We start from the raw sequence: 18,374 nt of genomic DNA, 5'->3' as shown, positions 1-18,374 counted from the left end.
CACAGACTCGTCCTGCGGGTGGCTCGGCGCAGGGCCGCGCCACCCGACCACAGGCCTGAGCCGCGCTCACCGCAGCGCGTGCAGCACGCGCTCGACGTGGGGCCGCTCGCCCACCCCCAACCCCAAGAGGTTCTTCGCATGGCAACGTTCTTGTACCGGCTCGGGCTGACGGCGGCCAGACGCGCCCGCCTCGTCATCGGCGCCTGGGCAACGGCACTGCTGGTCGCAGTCGGCGCCTTCCTGGCTTTCGGTGGCACTCTCGTGGGGTCCTTCGAGATCTCCGACACCCCGACCACCCAGGTGACCGACGTGCTCCAGGCGCGGTTCACGGGCGCCGGTGGCGCCTCCGGTCAGCTCGTGTTCGCCTCGAGCGACGGATCCGCCCTCGACCAGCAGGACGAGGCCGCGATCGCCGAGCTCGTCCACGACGTGGCCGCGATCGACGGCGTCACGGCCGTGGTCGACCCGTTCGACGCGGCCAGCACCGCGCAGCAGCAGCGTCAACGGCTCGCGGACGGCGAGGTCGAGCTGGCGAACGCGCGCGACCAGCTGGACGCGGGGCAGGCGCAGCTCGACACCGCGCGTGCGCGGGCCGAGGGAGCGGGTCAAGACCCAGCCGTCGCTGCCGACGTCGCCGCGCAGCAGGCAGCGCTCGACGAGGCTCGCGCCAAGCTCGACGCGCAAGAGACCACCCTCGCTGAGGGGATCGCCCTGATCGAGCTGGCCGACGACATCACCCCCGTGTCGGACAGCAGGGAGGCGGCGATCGGGACGATCCAGTTCGACGAAGACCCGGTCGACGGCCAGGTCCTCGACGCCCTCGCCACCGTGATCGAGGACCATGCCATCGACGGCGTGCTGGTCGAGCGCGCCGGCAGCGCGGCAGAACCGCCGCAGATGTCCCTGTTCGGCCCGGGCGAGGCCGTGGGCCTCCTCGTCGCCGCCGTCACGTTGTTCGTCATGCTCGGCACGTTCGTCGGCGCCGGCCTGCCGTTGATCAACGCCCTCGTCGGCATCGGCACGGGACTCGCAGGTTCCCTCGCCTTCTCGGACGTCATCGAGATGAACACGGTCATCCCCGTCCTGGGCCTGATGCTCGGTCTCGCCGTCGGGATCGACTACTCGCTGTTCATCCTGAACCGGCACCGCAACCAGCTGCGCGACGGGCTGGCACTCCAGGAGTCGATCGGTCGCGCGAACGGAACGTCCGGCAACGCCGTGGTGTTCGCCGGCCTCACGGTCGTCATCGCCCTGCTCGCCCTGAACGTCACCGGGGTGGCCTTCCTCGGCCTGATGGGCACGGTCGCCGCGGTCTGCGTGCTGATCGCGATGGCAGTCGCCGTGACCCTCACACCAGCCCTCCTCGGCCTGCTCGGGAACAGGATCACACCGGCGAAGGAACGGCGAGGCTCCCGGGCGATGAAGCGCACGGCGCTGCCGTCGACCCCGATGAGCACTCGCCGCGCGGTCATCACGCTGACCGCGGGGCTGGGTGCGATGCTGGTCATGGCGATCCCCGCGCTGGACATGCGTCTCGGACTGCCGGACGGCGGCTCGGAACCCGTCGACTCCGACGCCTACCGGGCGTACGAGCTCGTGCAGGAGCAGTTCGGCGCAGGAGCCACCAGCCCGCTGCTCGTAGTGGCCGACCTCGGTGCTCCGGTGGACGAGACGGAGCTCGTCGCCACGCAGGTCCGCGTGGGCCAGGCGATCGCCGAGCTCGACGACGTCAGCGGCGTCGCCCCAGCAGGGGTCTCGGAGGACTCGCAGATGCTGGCGTTCCAGGTCGTCCCCACCCAAGGTGCCAACACTCTCGAGACCGAAGCCCTCGTGAACGACCTGCGGGACGGGTCGGACTCCCTCTCGGGCGTGACCTTCGGTGTGGCCGGGACGGCCAGTGCCAACATCGACATCAGCCAGAAGCTGGCTGACGTGCTCCCGCTCTACCTGGCGGTCGTGATCGGCCTGTCCCTGTTGATCCTCGTCGTCGTCTTCCGCTCGATCCTCGTCCCGATCACGGCGACGATCGGGTTCCTCCTGTCCGTGCTGGCGGCGTTCGGGGGCGTGACGGCGATCTTCCAATGGGGATGGTTCAGCGACGTGCTGGGCATCCACAACCCGGGCCCGGTCCTGAGCTTCATGCCGATCCTGCTCGTCGGGATCCTGTTCGGCCTGGCCATGGACTACCAGCTGTTCCTGGTGTCGGGGATGCGCGAGGCCTACGCCCACGGCGTGCCGGCTCGCGTCGCCGTCCAGCACGGGATGCACCACGGGAGGGTCGTGGTCACTGCCGCCGCGATCATCATGATCTCGGTGTTCGGCGGCTTCGTGTTCACCCACTCGGTCATGATCCAGACCATCGGGTTCGGTCTGGCTTTCGGCGTGCTGGTCGACGCGTTCATCGTGCGGATGCTGCTGATCCCCGCGGTCATGCACGTCCTCGGGAAGCACGCCTGGTGGCTCCCGAGCTGGCTGCACCGCATCCTCCCGGACGTCGACGTGGAGGGTGCGAAGCTCGAACGGGCGAGCACAGACGCCACCCCGAGCACCGCGCCGGTCCCGACAGCCTGAGAGTCCGGCACCGGTGGCGGGTGGCGGTCGCGGACGTCGCCCCCCGCACTGCGGGCAGTCGTGATGGAACGTGGCACGAGGCGTGCCACGTTCCATCACGGCTCGGGCATGCTCGAAAGGTCGGCGACGCTCGCAAGGCCCGGGTCCACCCGCTGTGCCTGGGGCCGCAGTCGCCGCCGGGGCGGGTTACGCCCCGGCGCGCCGCCCGACGCCTGCAGATCGACGAGTGCGGCGCAGCGCGTCGCGCCGGCGCGTACCGCCCGTGGCGACCGTGCAGCGAACACGATGCCGATCGCGAGGAGCGCCGCGCGACTGGTTCCGGTGCCATATCAACTTCAGCGTCGACGCCGAAAGTCCGCTGACCAGGCCCGATACGACGAACGTGGGGGCGCCTCTCGACGCGACCCTGCGGGCCTCAGCTGGTGGCACGAGAGCTCGGCGATCCGCGGCCGTGGCGTGCCGTCGCTGGGCTGCCTTTGCACCATGCAGCTCAGGGCTCGACGCGCCATCGACGAGTCGCCCGAGCCCGCGGGAAGAGCGTCACCGACACGAGGGCAAGCATCACCACCCCCGCGTTGGCGGCGAGGGTGCCCGCCCAGGTCGTCGGCGGGATGCCGAGGGTGAAGCTGGCGGCGTTGAACACCGTGTGGGTGAGGATGCACAGGAGCACGCCGTTCGTGCCCGCCACCCGGAAGATCGCGCCGTAGAGGAAGCGGAACGCCATGACCTGGACCGCGAACATCCAGAAGTCGATCTGACCGGACTCGTGGTTGGTGCCGGGGATGAAGAAGAGCGGCACGTGCCAGAGGAGCCAGACGATCCCGACCACCAGCGAGGACGGGACGAACCCCCACCGCCGATCGAGCCCGGGTTGCAGCGCGGTCATCCAGCCGGCCTCCTCCATGCCGCCGATGACGAGGTTGCCCGGCAGGGACAGGAAGAACATGAACCACGGGAGCGCGTGCGCGGAGGGGCCGGAGACCAGCAGGTGGAGCGCGAAGTACAGCGCGAGCGCGGAGAGGGCGAGCAGATACCCCGCGGGGCGGCCACGGACGGCGAAGACGAGGCGCAGCCACTCCCGGAGGCCTGAGACCCTCCGGTTCGCTCGCAGGACGACGTAGGAGGCGATCGCGGGCGAGAGGATGTAGAGCGCGAACGGCACGTTCGCCAGGAGCTCGGGAACCGTGGTGACGACGTTGTTCACCTCGTAGCCGGAGCGGGCCGCCACGATCAGACCGCCGGAGAGCCCGTAGGCGATGAGGAACGTGAGCGTCACGAACTGGCGAGCGATCCGTGCGTCCGTCACCCCGCAACGATAGGGCCGGCACCGAAGGCGGACGCCGCTCGTCCAGGAGCGCGGCACGACGTCGGCGCGAGGGGCCCGGACGGCAGCCGCACGTCGTCGGTGGGCGCGGCCGTCCGGTCGCTGCTGCGGACGAGGTGCGGTCGGGACGGCGGGTCGTCGTCCGCCGTCAGCCCGCGACCGCCATGCGCGCGAGCGCCTGGGCGGCGCGCTCCGTGACGACGGCGAGCGACGCGCCGACGTGGTGGTGCAGGGCGGTGCGGGCCTCGGGGAGCCGGTCGGCGAGCACGAGCTCGAGGATCCGGACGTGCTCGTCGACGGTGCTGCGGACGCGCTCGTCCTCGACGAAGTCGTACCTCCGCACGGCGCGCACCTTCTCGTTGACCTCCACGAGCGCCTCGGTGATGCGCTCGTTCCCGGCCGCGCGGGACAGCGCCGTGTGGAAGCGCTCGTCGAGCAGCACGAAGCCGGGGTCCGGTCGGGGAGGTGCGACGCGGAGCTCGACCCACCGCGCGAGCTCGGTGCGCAGCACGTCCGTGTCGTGGCGCAGCCCCGGGTTCTCGATGACGCGGTCGATCCCTCGGAGCTCGAGGGTCGCGCGCAGCTCGTCGAGGTCGCGCAGCGCGGCGAGGCTCGGCACGACGACGGCGTACCCGAAGTCGGTGCGCTCGACGAGGCCGTCGGACAGCAGGCGGGACAGCGCCTCGCGCACGGGGGTGCGCGACACGCCGAACCGTCGGCCGAGCTTGGGCTCGGTGAGCCGTTCGCGGGGGTCGACGCGCCCGTCGAGGATCTCGCCCCGCAGGCGTGCGTACACGGCGTCGCGCAGCGAGGTGGTGGCCCGTTCCGACGCGGTGACGACGTCCGCGCGGGCGCCCGGGTCGTCGGCCCGGGCCCCGGTCCGTGGTCTCACCGTCCGCACGCGCCGTGCCGTCGGTCGCCGGTGGCCACCCACCGCCCCGCGAGCACGGTGCCTACACCGCCATCGCCGCGCGGACGCTGTGCTCGGCGGCCTCGCCGCCCGCGCCGCGGCTCGTCACGCGCCCGGACTGCAGGACGACGTAGTCGCGCGCCGCGCCGAGCGCGAACCCGACGTGCTGCTCGACGAGCAGCACGGACAGCCCGCCCGCGTCGGTGAGCGTGAGGATCGCGTCCTCGATCTCGGTGACGACGGACGGCTGGATGCCCTCGGTGGGCTCGTCGAGCACGAGCACGCGCGGGCCGGTGAGGAGGGCGCGCGCGATGGCGAGCTGCTGGCGCTGCCCGCCGGACAGGAGCCCCGCCCGCCGGCCGAGCAGCCCGCGCAGGGCGGGGAACAGGTCGAGCGCCTCGTCGAGGCGGCGCGGCCCCTCGCGCGACGTGTCGGCGACGAGCTGGAGGTTCTCCCGCGCCGTGAGGTCGCCGAACGACTGCTGCCCCTGCGGTACGTACGCGAGACCGCGCCGCACGCGCTGGTGGGTCGGGAGGCGGGTGAGGTCCTCGCCGTCGAGCACGACGCTCCCCGACCGGGCCTTGAGCAGCCCGAGCGCGGTGCGCAGGAGCGTCGTCTTGCCGGCGCCGTTGTGCCCGAGCACGGCGGCGACGCCGCCGGCGGGCACGGTGACGTCGACGCCGTGGAGCACCATGGTCCGGCCGTAGCCGGCGTGCAGGCCCGTGAGCTCGAGCATCACGCCTCCTTCTCGTCGGTCGTCGTGGCCGACGACGTCGGCGCAGCGCCCCGTCGTCGGGCGCCGCGGGTCGCGCCCGCGCTGCCGAGGTAGACCTCCTGCACGCGCGGGTCGGCCTGGACCTCGGCGTACGTGCCCTCGGCGAGCACCTGCCCGAGGTGCAGCACGGTCACCGAGGACGCGAACGCCCGCAGGAACTCCATGTCGTGCTCGACGACCACGACGGTCCGCTGGGCGCCGATGCGTCGCAGCAGCTCCCCGGTCTGCTCGCGCTCGGCCTGGCTCATGCCGGCGACGGGCTCGTCGAGGAGCAGCAGCCGCGCGTCCTGGACGAGCAGCATGCCGATCTCGAGCCACTGCTTCTGCCCGTGCGCGAGGATCCCGGCCTGGACGTCGCGCAGGTGGGCGAGCCCGACGGTCTCGAGCGCCTGCTCGACGGCCGCGGGGGTCGAGGACCGGCGGCGCAGCAGCGTGAGCGGGCCGCGGCCGGCGCCGGCCGCGATGTCGAGGTTCTGCAGCACGCTCAGCTCCTCGAAGACGCTCGCGGTCTGGAACGTGCGCCCGACGCCCGCCCGCGCGATGCGGTGCGTCTTCTTCCCGAGGAGCTCGACGCCCCCGAACTGCACCGAGCCGGACGCCGGGGCGAGACCGGTGATCGCGTCGACGATCGTCGTCTTGCCCGCGCCGTTGGGCCCGATGAGGAAGCGCAGGTCGCCCGCGGTGACGGTGAGGTCGACGCCCTGGACGGCGACGAACCCGTCGAACTCGACGCGCAGCCCCCGGACCTGGAGGTAGTCGTGGCGGAAGCGCGAGTCGTCGACGCCGAGGACGGCCTGCGCGGCCTCCAGGTCGAGGCCGTCGCCCGCGACGCCGGTCTCGAGGACGGCGGCGCCGAGCGCCTCCACGTCGGTCGCCGCGTTCGCCGCGTCCGCGGCGGGCTCGGTGGGTCGGGTGGTCATGCGGTCCTCCCGGTGGTCGCGGGGTCGTGGTCGACGGCGGTCGTCCCCGCGGTGGCCGAACCGCCCGCGGTGGTGCCGCCGCCCGGGCGAGCGCCCTCCGAGGCGGCGTCGCCTGCCGGGGTGGGGCCGTCGTCGGGCACGGGGGTGCTGCGCGACCGGCGCCAGCGCGTGAACAGCTCGGCGAGGCCGCCGGGCAGGAACGCGACGACGAGGATGAACAGCGCGCCCTGCGCGTAGATCCAGCCGGACGGGAACGTCTCGGACAGGCTCGTCTGCGCCCAGCTCACGGCGACGGACCCGAGCACCGGCCCGAGCAGGGTGGCCCGGCCGCCGATCGCGACCCCGATGAGGAAGCCGATCGACGGCACGACCCCCACGTCGGCGGGCGAGATGATCCCGACGATCGGCACGAACAGCGCACCGCCCACGGCGGCCATGAAGGCGGCGACGGCGTACGCGACGACCTTGACCTTCGCGGGGTCGTAGCCGAGGAACCGCACGCGGTTCTCCTGGTCGCGCACGGCGACGAGCAGCTCGCCGAACCGCGACACCATGAGCTGGCGCGCGACCGCGACCATGACGAGGAGGGCCCCGGCGGCGAGGAAGAAGAGCATCCGCTTGTTCACGGGGTCGGCGAGGTCGTAGCCGAAGAACGAGCGGAACCCGTTGAGGCCGTTGGTGCCGCCCGTCGTCGCCTGCTGGCCGACGAGGAGGATCGCGAACGCGGCGGCGAGCGCCTGCGAGAGGATCGCGAAGTACGCGCCCCGGACGCGTCGCGTGAAGACGGCGAACCCGAGCAGCGCGGCGAGGCCAGCGGGCACGACCGCGATGGCGAGGATCGTCACGACGGGCGACCGGAACGGCTCCCACCAGCCCGGGACCTCGCCCGAGCCGTAGAGCATCATGAAGTCCGGGACGCCGTCCGGCCCGGCGTCCGCGAGCTTGAGGTGCATCGCCATGAGGTACGCACCGAGGCCGAAGAACACGCCCTGGCCGAGCGTGAGCATCCCGCCGCGGCCCCACGCGAGCCCGATGCCGACGGCGACCATGGCGAGGCACAGGAACTTCCCCAGCAGGCCGAGCCGGAACGTGGACAGCGTCGCGGGCGCGACGGCGAACAGCAGGACCGCGGCGACGGCGAACCCGACGACGACGCGGGCGCGCGACGAGCGGTACAGGGCGGCGAGCCGCGACGGGCTCCCGGTCGTGACGGCGGTCATGCGAGGCTCCTCGTCCGGACCGACACGAGGCCCTGGGGTCGCACCTGGAGGAAGACGACGATGACGACGAACACGAGCACCTTGGCGATGCTCGCCGTCGTCGAGTACTCGAAGGTCGCCTGGAGCAGCCCGAGCGCGAACGCGGCGATGACCGTGCCCTTGATCTGCCCGATGCCGCCGGCCACGACGACGAGGAACGCGTCGACGACGTAGCTCGTCCCGAGCGTGGGCCCGATGGACCCGAGCAGGGTGAGCGCGACGCCCGCGATCCCCGCGAGGCCCGAGCCGACGAAGAACGTGAGGCGGTCCGTCGCGCGGGTGGAGACCCCGCTCGCCTCGGCGAGGTCGCGGTTCTGCACGACGGCGCGGATCCGCCGCCCGAGCGGCGTCACCTTGAGCACGACGGCCAGCGCGACGACCGCAACGACGGCGAGCGCCAGGATGAACACGCGCGTCTTCGGGACGGCGAGGCCGAACAGGTCGACCGCGCCGCTCAGCCAGGCGGGGGCGCGCACGTCGACGTTGGGGGCGCCGAACACGTCGCGCGCGACCTGCTGGAGCACGAGCGCGACGCCCCAGGTCACGAGGAGGGTGTCGAGCGGCCTCTTGTACATGCGGTGGATGAGCGTCGCCTCGAGCAGCAGGCCCAGCAGCCCGCCGACGAGGAAACCGAGCGGCAGCGACACGAGGAGCGAGAGCCCGGCGTTCCCGACGACCCCCTGCACGACGAACGCCGTGTAGGCGCCCGCCATCATGAACTCGCCGTGCGCCATGTTGATGACGCCCATCTGACCGAACGTGAGCGCCAGCCCGAGGGCGGCGAGGAGCAGGACCGAGCCGAGGCTCAGGCCCGCGAAGAGCTGCGAGAACAGCACGTCCATGGGCGGTACGCCTTCCGGTGGGTGCGAGGGGGCAGGGTGCCACGTGCGGCGACGTGACGGGAGAGGTGGGGAGCGGGGTGTGCGCGCCGGGTCGTGGCGGGGCTGGCGGGAGCCCGCGAGGAACGAGCGGGCGGATGGTAGACCCGGCGCGCACACCCCGGTTCCCGCCGGGCTCGAGCCCGACGGGCCTCCCCGCCTACGAGAGGCCCTCGGCCCAGTCGTAGCCCTCGAGGTACGGGTCGGGCTCGATCGGCGCGCCCGAGCTCCACTCGGTGTAGATGAGGCCGTCGGGGCCGATCTTGCCGATGAGCGCGGTCTTGGCGACGTGGTGGTTGTCGCCGTCCACGGTGACGGAGCCCTCCGGCGCGTCGAAGGTCACGCCGTCGGCGGCCTCCTGGACGTCGGCGACGTCGAACGACTCGGCCTTCTCGACCATGCCCTTCCACAGGTAGAGCGACGTGTACGCGGCCTCCATCGGGTCCGACGTCACGCGGTCGGCGCCGTACTTCGCCTGGAACGCCTCGACGAACGTGGTGTTCTCCGGGCTGTCGATGGTCTGGTAGTAGTTCCAGGCCGTGAGCTGGCCCTCGACGTTCTCGATGCCGACGCCGCCGACCTCCTCCTCGGCGATCGACACCGACACGACGGGCATCGTGTCCGGGCCGAGCCCGGCGTTCTTGTACTCCTTGAAGAACGCGACGTTGGAGTCGCCGTTGAGCGTGTTGAACACGGCGTCGGCTCCGGCGGACCTCACCTTGTTGACGATCGTGGAGAAGTCGGTGTGGCCGAGGGGCGCGTACTCCTCGCCGAGGACCTCGATGCCGTGGGCCTCCGCGTAGGCGTTGATGATCTTGTTCGCCGTGCGGGGGAAGACGTAGTCGGAGCCGACGAGGAAGATCGACGTGACGCCCTGCTCCTCGAGGTAGTCGAGCGCGGGGACGATCTGCTGGTTCGTCGTCGCGCCGGTGTAGAAGATGTTCGGCGACGACTCGAGGCCCTCGTACTGGACGGGGTAGAACAGCAGCGAGTCCTGCGCCTCGAACACGGGGAGCATCGCCTTGCGCGACGCGGAGGTCCAGCCGCCGAACACCGCGGCGACGCAGTCGCTCGTGATGAGCTTCTCCGCCTTCTCCGCGAAGACGGTGGGCTCGGACTGGCCGTCCTCCTGGACGATCTCGAGCTGCTTGCCGAGCACGCCGCCGTCGGCGTTGATCTCCTCCGCCGCGAGGGCGAGCGAGTCCGCGACGGTCTGCTCGGAGATCGCCATCGTGCCGGAGAGCGAGTTGAGGAAGCCGATCTTGACGGTGTCGCCGGAGGTGTCGACGCAGCTCTCGGCGGCGCTGGTCGTGGAGCCCCCGCCCTCGCCGGCCTCCGTCCTCGCGCCGCACGCGGTGAGCGTGAGCGCGAGCGCGACGAGGGCGGCGGCCGGGGCGAGACGGGTCGTGGCGCGTGAAGGTGTCACGAGGGTCCTTTCAGCGGGTTCTCACAGCGGGGTTCTCGGCGGGTGCCGACGGCTGCCGGGCGGGCGGCCGCTCCTCGCGGGCTCCGGGTACGAGCGCGTATACGGCCGTGCGCCCTGCGCGGTGCCCACGGTCGTCGACGCTAGTGACGGCGTGTTTCGGGCGTTCTGCCCGGGTTGTTAACGGGGCGTGTCAGGCAGTCACGATCCGGTCACGCCGTCCTGCGCCGTGCGACGGCCGGTGGCGCGCAGGCCCGCGCCCAGCACCCCGACGGTCAGCGCGACGACGAGCGCGAGGCCGACGAGCCCTGCGACGCCGACGAAGATCCCGCCGACCTCGCCGTAGTCCGCGAGGGGTGCGCCCGCGAACGCGTGGTCGCGCGCGGCGTCGGCGAACCCGACCGACTCGGCGGTCGCCTCGAGCCCGTCGGGCGTCGCCGCGGCGAACGACGACACGACGACGGCCGCGAGCAGCGCCCCGGTGCCGAGGGCGAGGACGGCGCGCCGCACCGCGGCGACGGGGGCGGACGGCGCGAGCGCGGGGGCCCGGCGGGCCTCGACGGCCGCGACGCCCGGCGCGACGGCGAGCACGAGGCCGACGACGCCGGCCGTGATGAGCGCCTCGCCGAGCCCGACGAGGAGGTGCACGCCGAGCATCTGGCCGACGAGCTCGCCGACGGGGACCGGCACGGTCCCGCCGACGGCGAAGAGGCCCGCGAACACCGCGGCGGACACCGGGACGCTCACGAGCGCACCGGTGCCGGCGGCGGCCGCGGCGCCCCGGCCGCGCGTCGCGCGGAGCACGCCGCGCGTCACCGCCCAGCCGACGAGCGTCCCGACGACGGCCATGAGGAGCACGTTCGTGCCCAGGGCGGTGAGCCCGCCGTCGGCGAAAACGAGCGCCTGCACGAGCAGCACGGCGGTCACGGACAGGACGCCGAGCCACGGCCCGACGAGCGCCGCCGCGAGCGCCCCGCCCATGAGGTGCCCGCTCGTGCCGGCGGCGACGGGGTAGTTGAGCATCTGCACGGCGAAGACGAACCCGGTCGTCGCGGCCGTGAGCGCGACGCGCCGGGGGGTGAGGTCCTCGCGTGCCCGGTACGCGGCGTACCCGACGGCGGCGAGGGACACGACGGCGGTGGTCGCCGACGTGGGGTCGTCGAGGAAGTGGTCGGGGACGTGCATGTCAGGCTCCTGTCGTCAGCAGTGCGGTGCGGTGGTCGGGGAGGCCGGGGTCGGGGAGGCCGCGCGTGGCGCGCACGGCCGCCGCCCAGGCGGTGACGAGGCCGTCGGTGCCGGCGTCGTGGGTGCTCGCCCCCAGGTGGCGGACGACGGCGCCCGGTCCGTCGAGGTCGAGCCGCAGGGGGCCGGACGGGGCGGCGGCGTGCGCCGCGGGCGGCCGGGCGCCCAGGCACAGCACCGAGTCGACGACGCGGGCGTCGCCGAGGATCCCGGGCAGCGCCCGGTCGTCGTCGAGGTCGAGGTCCTCGACGAAGAGCTCGCGCGCCGCCCGGGGCGTGCCCCCCGCGGGTGATGACTCTCGCGGGGCCCCGGTCTCGTCGGTGGCTCGGGTGCGCGAGCGCAGGCGCCCACCCCGCTCGCCCGTCCGGCCGAGCACGAGCGTCTCGCGGAGCAGCGCGACGGCGCCCGTGCCGAGGCGCACGTCGGTGCGCCGGTCGACGTCTGCGCCGTCCGCGACGACGAAGGGCAGCGCGTCCCAGACGAGGAGGCCGTCGTCGTCCACCTGGACCGCGACGTCCCAGGACGCGGACCGGCCGCGCCCGGCGTACGCGACGGTGCCCGACACCTCGACCAGCTCGACCTCGACGCCGCGCCCGACGTGCACCTCGACCCGGACGCGGTCGCCGCCCAGGAGCAGCGCGCGCGTCGCGACGAGCGCGATGCGCACCGTCCCGGGGCTCGTGGACAGCACGCGCGGGCTCAGCGCGCCGGGGCGCAGGTCGCAGCGCACGCGGCCGCCCTCCCGGTACGCCCCGACGCGCGTCACGTCGTCCACGTGCGGCCCGTCGCCCGGGGTCAGCCGCGCCCGGGCGCGGTCGCCGGCTCCGCGGCTGCGGCGTCGTGCTCGTGGGCGGGGGAGCGGTCGTGGGCGCGCGAGTGGTCGTGCGCGGCGTCGCCCTCGCCGTGGGTGTGGAGGAAGCCGCCGCCGTCCTCGTCGGCGTGGAAGTGGGGCGCCATCGGACCCGGGTCCTGCGGCACGTGCGCGCCGGCCCGGTGCGCCGCGAGCAGCGTCTGCACCCACGTCGTGAGCGTGTCGATCGACTCGCGGTCGAGGCGCGAGAGCGCGAGCACGGGGGCGCCGTCGCGCGCGGCCGTCGCGTCGAGGACCATGCGCGGGACGTCCACCCCCACGTACGGCGCGAGGTCGGTCTTGTTGACGACGAGCAGGTCAGCCCGGGCGATCCCCGGTCCGCCCTTGCGCGCGACGTCGCCGCCCCCGGCGACGTCGAGCACGAAGATCTGCGCGTCGACGAGCGCGGGCGAGAAGGTGGCGGTGAGGTTGTCGCCGCCGGACTCGACGAGCACGACGTCGAGCGGCGCGAAGTCCTCCTCGAGGTCCTCGACGGCGAGGAGGTTGGCGGTCACGTCGTCACGGATCGCGGTGTGCGGGCACGCGCCGGTCTCGACCGCGCGGATGCGCTCGGGGTCGAGCACGCCGGCCGAGCGCAGGAACCGCGCGTCCTCGTCCGTGTAGATGTCGTTGGTGATGACCCCGAGCCGCAGCACCTCGGACAGCTCGCGGCACAGGAGCGCGATGAGCGAGCTCTTGCCCGTGCCGACGGGGCCGGCGACGCCGAGGCGCAGCGAGCGGGTCGTGGGGGTCGGGGCGATCGGGGCGTCGGGCAGGTTCTCAGGCACTGAACAGCCTCTCGGTGGTGCGGGCGTGGGTCTCGGCCCACTGCTCGACGAGCGGTGCGCCGTGCGCGGGGATCGCGCGGGGGTCGGTCAGGGGGGCGACGTCGTGGGCGAGCGCGTCGATCGCGGCCTGGGACGCGACGACCCAGCCCGTCGCGACGACCGGGTCGACGGGCTCGAGCTTGAGCGTGGCCGCGGCGACGGTCTGGGCGTCCTCGTACCCGACGAGGCGCGCGACCTGCAGCGCGGACAGCCCCGCGCACGCGGCCGTCACCCCCAGCACCAGGGGGCGCGGGGGCTGCGGCGCCCGGCGGCCCGACGGCGGTCGGTCGCCCGGACCGCCGCGTCGCTCGTCCGTGGGGCGTGCGGCGGCGACGAGCGCCGCCGCCGCGTCGAGCGCGGCGACCGCGGGGTGCCCCGCCCACAGGCGGCGCAGGAGCCGGAGGTAGCCCCGGCCGAGCCGCTGCGACGTCTCGCGGAGCGCAGGTGACGGCGTCCGCGCCGCCCACGCGACCCACGTGTCGGCGAGGGCGACCGCGACGGGCGGGGGGCCGTCGTCGGGCGCGAGCGCCGCGTGCCGCGCGACGACGGCGGTCGCGGCCTCGGTGCGCGTGACGGTGGCCAGGCGGGCGCGCACGTAGTCGGGGACGCGCGCGGCGGGCATCCCGGCGCGCAGCGCGGGCTCGAGGCCTGCGGACTGCGTGTGGCCGCCGGTCGGCAGCCGCGCGTCGGCGAGGAGCGCGAGCATGAGCTCGGCGCGCCCGTCGGCGTCGTGGCGGGGGAGGCCGTCCATGTCAGAACAGCGAGTAGAGCTGCGCGAGGGGCAGCCGGTCGGCGGGGGCGGGGACGACGAGCTCGCCGTCGACCTCGATCGCGAAGGACTCGGGGTCGATGTCGATCCGGGGCAGGTAGTCGTTGTTCCGCATCTGCGCCTTCCCGACGTCGCGCGTCCCGGCCACGGGCAGGAGCGTCCGGGCGAGGCCGAGCCGCTCCGCGAGGCCGTCGTCGAGCGCGGCGGGCGACACGAACGACACGGACACGTCGGCCCCGATCGCGTCGGCGAGCGCGGGCCGCATGAGCACGGGCTGCGGCGACGGGATGGACGCGTTCGGGTCTCCGAGCGCGCCCCACACGAGCGCGCCGCCCTTCATGACGACGCTCGGCCGCACGCCGAACAGCTTCGGCTCCCACAGGACCAGGTCGGCGAGCTTGCCGGGCTCGACGGACCCGACGTGCGCGTCGATCCCGTGCGCGACGGCCGGGTTGATCGTGTACTTCGCGACGTAGCGCCGGGCGCGCAGGTTGTCGGCCGGCAGGACGGGACCGGGGGCGCCGCCGGGGATCGGGCCGCGCCGCGCCTTCATGACGTGCGCCACCTGCCACGTCCGCGTCACGACCTCGCCGATGCGCCCCATGGCCTGGGCGTCGGACGACGTGATCGAGATGGCGCCGAGGTCGTGCAGCACGTCCTCGGCGGCGATCGTGGTCCCGCGGATGCGCGACTCGGCGAACGCGAGGTCCTCCGCCACCTGCGGGTTGAGGTGGTGGCACACCATGAGCATGTCCAGGTGCTCGGCGACGGTGTTCACCGTGTGGGGGAGGGTCGGGTTCGTCGAGCCGGGGACGACGTTCGGGTGGCTCGCGACGGTGAGGATGTCGGGCGCGTGCCCGCCGCCCGCGCCCTCGGCGTGGAACGCGTGGATCGAGCGGCCGCCGATCGCCCGCAGGGTCGACTCGACGAACCCCGCCTCGTTGAGCGAGTCGGAGTGGAGCGCGACCTGCAGGCCCCAGTCGTCGGCGGCCCGGAGCGCGGCGTCGATCGCCGCGGGCGTGGACCCCCAGTCCTCGTGCACCTTGTAGCCGCCCGCGCCGGCCATCGCCTGCTCGCGCAGGCCCTCGGCGCTCACGGTGTTCCCCTTGCCGAGCAGCAGGACGTTCACCGGGAGCCGGTCGAGCGAGCGGTGGATCGCCTCCAGGTGCCAGGCGCCGGGCGTGACCGTCGTGGCCTTCGTGCCCTCGCTCGGGCCGGTGCCGCCGCCCGCGACCGTCGTGATGCCCGTGGCGAGCGCCTCGACGACCTGCGACGGCGAGATGAGGTGCACGTGCGAGTCGATGCCGCCCGCGGTGAGGATCCGGCCTTCGCCGCTCACGACGTCCGTGCTCGGGCCGATGTGGAGATCGGGGTGCACGCCGTCCGCGACGTCGGGGTTGCCCGCGCGGCCGAGCGCGACGATCCGCCCGTCGCGGATGCCGACGTCCGTCTTGACGACGCCCCACCAGTCCAGCACGACGGCGTTGGTGATCACCGTGTCGAGCGCGCCCTCGGCGCGGGTCGTCGTGCCCTGGGCCATCGACTCGCGGATCGACTTCCCGCCGCCGAACACGACCTCCTCGCCCCCGAACGTGCGGTCCTCCTCGACCTCGATCCACAGGTCGGTGTCGCCGAGGCGCACCTGGTCGCCCGTCGTCGGGCCGTAGAGCGCGACGTAGCGCTCGCGCGAGATCGCGACCATGCGTCAGTCCTCCTCGGGTGCGGTGGGGTCAAGCGCGCCGCCGTCGGGCTTGCCGCGCTGGAGCCCGGGGACGCGCCGTCGGCCGCGCAGCGCGACGGCCTGGACCTCGGCGGACGCGCCGGGCTCGAACCGCCGCGACGTGCCGGACGGCACGTCCAGCCGGAAGCCGTGCGCCGCCGCGCGGTCGAGGTCGAGCGCCGCGTTGGCGTCGGGCAGGTGGAGGTGCGAGCCGATCTGGACGGGCCGGTCGCCCGTGTTCGTCACGACGAGGGTCACGCGCTCGTCGTCCGAGCGGTCGGCGTTGAGGACGAGCGGCACGTCCTCCGCGCCCTCCCGGAGCCGGATCGCGCCCGGTCCCGAGGTGCTGATGCCTGCCATGCCTCGCCGTCCTCTCGTCGTGCGTCGCGTCGCCGGGACCGGCTCAGGCGATGGGCTGGTGGATGGTGACGAGCTTGCGCCCGTCGGGGAACGTCGCCTCGACCTGGACGTCGGGCAGCATCTCCGCGACGCCCTCCATCACCTCGTCGCGGCCCAGCACGGCGCGCCCGGAGACCATGAGCTCCTCCACGGCGGCCCCCTCGCGGGCCCGCTCGATCACCCACGTCGTCAGGAGGGCGACCGTCTCCGGGTAGTTGAGCAGGACGCCGCGCTCGCGCCGGTCGCGGGCGACCATGCCCGCGACGGCGAGCAGCAGCTTCTCGGTGTCGGCGGGCGTCAGGTGCATGGCCGCGATCCTGTCGCGCCCGCGTTTCCGGCGTGTATACCCCGCGTTATACGTTCGTGTACCCGCTCCGCGCGGGTCGCCGCCCGCCACGCCTCCGCCGTCGTGCGCCGGCTCCGGGCGAGCCGTTGACCCCTGCTCGACCGAGGGCTACTCTCTCCGCCCCCATTCGGAAAGTTCGGCCGAAATTTCGGGGCCGCGACACGAAGGAGTGCCTGATGGATGGATCGACCGACCGCGCGTGCGAGACGACGCGGCGCCGACGCAGGGCGACGGGCCTCGTCGCCGGTGGGCTCGCCGGCGGGCTGGCGCTCGCGGCGGGCCTCGCCGTCCCGGCCGCGGCCGAGAGCGCCCCGGCCGCCGCCGAGGGCGCCCCGCGCACGGCGAGCCTCCCGGCGACGGCGACGTCCGCCGTCGGGCAGCCCGAGCCCGCCCTGACGGGCGCGCAGCGCGCGACGCTGGAGACGTACCTGGAGGACACGTACACCTCGCTGGAGGCCATGACCGACGAGGAGACCGGCCTGCCCGCGGACAACATCGAGGGCGACCTGGACCCCGCGTCGAGCAGCGCGTACACCTCGCCGACGAACATCGGCGGCTGGCTGTGGTCCACCGTCGTGGCGCGCGACCTGGGCCTGGTCGACGAGGCCGAGGCGCGCGACCGCCTCGCGACGACGATCGACACGGTCGCGTCGCTCGACCGCCACGACGCGAGCGGCATGTTCTACAACTGGTACGACCCGGCGACGGGCGACCGGGTGGAGACGTGGCCGGACGACGGCAACCCGGTGCACCAGTTCCTCAGCTCGGTGGACAACGGCTGGCTGGCCGCGGGCCTGCGCGTCGTCGCGGAGGCGGAGCCGAGCCTCGCGGAGGAGGCGCTGGCCGTTTACGACGGCATGCACTTCGGCGCGTTCTACAACGCGGAGGCGCGCCCGGACCTCGGCGTCGGGCTGCTGCGCGGCGGGTTCTGGGACGAGGAGCCGCCCGGGTGCTCGGTCGCCGGGGACTATCTCGGCACCGGTACCGACGTCTACTACACGTGCCACAACTACGACACGACGGTCTCGGAGACGCGCATCGCGACCTACCTCGGCATCGCCCAGGGCGAGGTGCCGCCGGAGGCCTACTACGCGAGCTACCGGACGTTCCCGGACACGTGCGACTGGTCGTGGCAGGAGCAGAAGCCGATCGGCGAGACGCGCGAGCACCTCGGCGTCCCGGTGTTCGAGGGGGCGTACCGCTACCGCGACCTCGCGGTCGTGCCGGGCTGGGGCGGCTCGATGTTCGAGGCGCTCATGCCGGACATGCTCGTCCCCGAGGCGGAGTGGGGCCCGACGTCGTGGGGCGTCAACCACCCGCTCGTGGTGCGCGCGCACAAGGAGCACGGCCTCGACGAGGCCGGGTACGGGGCCTGGGGATTCTCGCCCGCGAGCAACCCCTTCGGCGGGTACGCGGAGTACGGCGTCGACGCGATCGGCCTACGCTCCGACGGCTACCTGTCCGACGGCGAGACCGACGTCGACCTCGGCTTCGAGGGCTGCCGCGAGGCCACGAACCCGGCGCCGGAGTTCGGTGACGGCGTCGTGACGCCGCACGCGTCGTTCCTCGGGCTCGCGTACGACACCGAGGGCGTGCTCGACAACCTGGCCCACCTCGCCGACGACCTCGACGCGTACGGGCCGGGCGGGTTCTACGACTCGGTCGCGGTCCGCTCGGGCACGGTCGCCGAGCGCTACCTGTCGCTCGACCAGGCGATGATCGTCGCCGCGATCGGCAACGTCCTCGACGACTCGCGCCTCAAGGACTACTTCGTCGACGACCAGCTCGAGCAGGCGCTGCGCCCGCTCATGGAGGCGGAGACGTTCTCGGCCGTCGCCGACCTCACGCCCGGCGTGGGCGCCGACGTCGAGGTCGAGGCGCGCTGCCTCGGCAACCGGGCGGCCGTCGCGGTGCGCGCCACCAGCACGTCCGACGGCCGTACGACCGTCGAGCTCGCCACCCCGTACGGGACGCGGTCGTACGACGACGTCGCCCCGCACCGCAGCACCTACCGGGCGTTCTCGGCGCGCACGGCGGAGATCCCGTCGGGCACCGCGACCGTGACGGTGACGTCCGACGACGGCGCGACCGTCCAGGAGCTGCCGTACCGCTACGCGGGCGTCTCCTGCGGCTGACCCCCACGCACCGCGGCCGACCGCCG

General features: G+C 73.8%; 16 protein-coding genes. 2 read left to right on the top strand and 14 right to left on the bottom strand.

Annotation, left to right across the window (positions count from 1 at the left end; all coding sequences use genetic code 11):
- The first annotated feature begins 78 nt into the window (after positions 1-78).
- A complete protein-coding gene (locus B9L22_RS09285) occupies positions 79-2,571 on the top strand; it encodes an MMPL family transporter (RefSeq protein ID WP_233139912.1) in 2,493 nt (830 codons plus the stop codon).
- A 490-nt stretch (positions 2,572-3,061) separates the two neighbouring features.
- On the opposite strand, the gene B9L22_RS09280 is transcribed toward B9L22_RS09285, so the two are convergent.
- From B9L22_RS09280 to B9L22_RS09215, 14 genes are all read right to left on the bottom strand, one after another.
- Positions 3,062-3,877, bottom strand: a complete 816-nt coding sequence (locus tag B9L22_RS09280; RefSeq protein ID WP_086150108.1) for a CPBP family intramembrane glutamic endopeptidase — start codon at positions 3,875-3,877, stop codon at positions 3,062-3,064.
- Between the two features lie 166 nt (positions 3,878-4,043).
- Positions 4,044-4,787: a GntR family transcriptional regulator gene (locus B9L22_RS09275; protein ID WP_086150252.1), complete on the bottom strand. Its 744-nt coding sequence runs from the start codon at positions 4,785-4,787 to the stop codon at positions 4,044-4,046.
- A gap of 61 nt (positions 4,788-4,848) precedes the next feature.
- A complete protein-coding gene (gene urtE, locus B9L22_RS09270; RefSeq protein WP_061268117.1) occupies positions 4,849-5,541 on the bottom strand; it encodes an urea ABC transporter ATP-binding subunit UrtE in 693 nt (230 codons plus the stop codon).
- Positions 5,541-6,500, bottom strand: coding sequence for an urea ABC transporter ATP-binding protein UrtD (gene urtD / locus B9L22_RS09265; protein WP_086150107.1), 960 nt, complete (start codon positions 6,498-6,500; stop codon positions 5,541-5,543). The genes urtE and urtD overlap by 1 nt, the downstream gene beginning before the upstream one ends.
- Positions 6,497-7,720 carry an urea ABC transporter permease subunit UrtC gene (gene urtC, locus B9L22_RS09260; protein ID WP_086150106.1) on the bottom strand — a complete coding sequence of 408 codons (1,224 nt, stop codon included), beginning with the start codon at positions 7,718-7,720 and terminating at the stop codon, positions 6,497-6,499. Before urtC ends, urtD begins: the two co-directional genes overlap by 4 nt.
- Positions 7,717-8,601, bottom strand: a complete 885-nt coding sequence (urtB, locus tag B9L22_RS09255) for an urea ABC transporter permease subunit UrtB (RefSeq protein ID WP_086150105.1) — start codon at positions 8,599-8,601, stop codon at positions 7,717-7,719. The genes urtC and urtB overlap by 4 nt, the downstream gene beginning before the upstream one ends.
- Positions 8,602-8,797: 196 nt before the next feature.
- A complete protein-coding gene (gene urtA / locus B9L22_RS09250) occupies positions 8,798-10,063 on the bottom strand; it encodes an urea ABC transporter substrate-binding protein (protein WP_086150104.1) in 1,266 nt (421 codons plus the stop codon).
- Between the two features lie 198 nt (positions 10,064-10,261).
- Positions 10,262-11,245 carry an energy-coupling factor ABC transporter permease gene (locus B9L22_RS09245; RefSeq protein ID WP_086150103.1) on the bottom strand — a complete coding sequence of 328 codons (984 nt, stop codon included), beginning with the start codon at positions 11,243-11,245 and terminating at the stop codon, positions 10,262-10,264.
- Between the two features lies 1 nt (position 11,246).
- Positions 11,247-12,077 (bottom strand): urease accessory protein UreD, encoded by an 831-nt coding sequence (locus B9L22_RS09240; protein WP_198947261.1) that lies wholly within the window; start codon positions 12,075-12,077, stop codon positions 11,247-11,249.
- Between the two features lie 20 nt (positions 12,078-12,097).
- Complete coding sequence (gene ureG / locus B9L22_RS09235; protein WP_233139911.1) at positions 12,098-12,940, bottom strand: urease accessory protein UreG; 843 nt, start codon at positions 12,938-12,940, stop codon at positions 12,098-12,100.
- Positions 12,933-13,730 (bottom strand): urease accessory protein UreF, encoded by a 798-nt coding sequence (locus B9L22_RS09230; RefSeq protein WP_233139910.1) that lies wholly within the window; start codon positions 13,728-13,730, stop codon positions 12,933-12,935. Before B9L22_RS09230 ends, ureG begins: the two co-directional genes overlap by 8 nt.
- A 1-nt stretch (position 13,731) precedes the next feature.
- Positions 13,732-15,450, bottom strand: a complete 1,719-nt coding sequence (locus B9L22_RS09225) for an urease subunit alpha (RefSeq protein WP_086150102.1) — start codon at positions 15,448-15,450, stop codon at positions 13,732-13,734.
- A gap of 3 nt (positions 15,451-15,453) precedes the next feature.
- Positions 15,454-15,828: an urease subunit beta gene (gene ureB / locus B9L22_RS09220; RefSeq protein WP_086150101.1), complete on the bottom strand. Its 375-nt coding sequence runs from the start codon at positions 15,826-15,828 to the stop codon at positions 15,454-15,456.
- A gap of 43 nt (positions 15,829-15,871) precedes the next feature.
- Positions 15,872-16,174 (bottom strand): urease subunit gamma, encoded by a 303-nt coding sequence (locus tag B9L22_RS09215; RefSeq protein ID WP_043654671.1) that lies wholly within the window; start codon positions 16,172-16,174, stop codon positions 15,872-15,874.
- A 215-nt stretch (positions 16,175-16,389) separates the two neighbouring features.
- On the opposite strand from B9L22_RS09215, the gene B9L22_RS09210 reads away from it, so the two are divergent.
- A complete protein-coding gene (locus tag B9L22_RS09210) occupies positions 16,390-18,348 on the top strand; it encodes a glucoamylase family protein (protein WP_086150100.1) in 1,959 nt (652 codons plus the stop codon).
- The last annotated feature ends 26 nt before the right edge of the window (positions 18,349-18,374 follow it).

This window comes from Cellulosimicrobium sp. KWT-B (assembly GCF_002127155.1).
Lineage (GTDB): Bacteria > Actinomycetota > Actinomycetes > Actinomycetales > Cellulomonadaceae > Cellulosimicrobium > Cellulosimicrobium funkei.
This window is presented reverse-complemented; position numbering and strand designations above follow the sequence as displayed.

Excerpts from the sequence above, each read along its gene's own strand:
- ureB (WP_086150101.1), bottom strand. The coding sequence starts at position 15,828 with ATGGCAGGCATCAGCACCTCGGGACCGGGCGCGATCCGGCTCCGGGAG.
- B9L22_RS09215 (WP_043654671.1), bottom strand. The coding sequence starts at position 16,174 with ATGCACCTGACGCCCGCCGACACCGAGAAGCTGCTGCTCGCCGTCGCG.
- B9L22_RS09230 (WP_233139910.1), bottom strand. The coding sequence starts at position 13,730 with ATGGACGGCCTCCCCCGCCACGACGCCGACGGGCGCGCCGAGCTCATG.
- urtC (WP_086150106.1), bottom strand. The coding sequence starts at position 7,720 with ATGACCGCCGTCACGACCGGGAGCCCGTCGCGGCTCGCCGCCCTGTAC.
- urtB (WP_086150105.1), bottom strand. The coding sequence starts at position 8,601 with ATGGACGTGCTGTTCTCGCAGCTCTTCGCGGGCCTGAGCCTCGGCTCG.
- urtE (WP_061268117.1), bottom strand. The coding sequence starts at position 5,541 with ATGCTCGAGCTCACGGGCCTGCACGCCGGCTACGGCCGGACCATGGTG.
- B9L22_RS09210 (WP_086150100.1), top strand. The coding sequence starts at position 16,390 with ATGGATGGATCGACCGACCGCGCGTGCGAGACGACGCGGCGCCGACGC.
- B9L22_RS09225 (WP_086150102.1), bottom strand. The coding sequence starts at position 15,450 with ATGGTCGCGATCTCGCGCGAGCGCTACGTCGCGCTCTACGGCCCGACG.
- B9L22_RS09245 (WP_086150103.1), bottom strand. The coding sequence starts at position 11,245 with ATGCACGTCCCCGACCACTTCCTCGACGACCCCACGTCGGCGACCACC.
- urtD (WP_086150107.1), bottom strand. The coding sequence starts at position 6,500 with ATGACCACCCGACCCACCGAGCCCGCCGCGGACGCGGCGAACGCGGCG.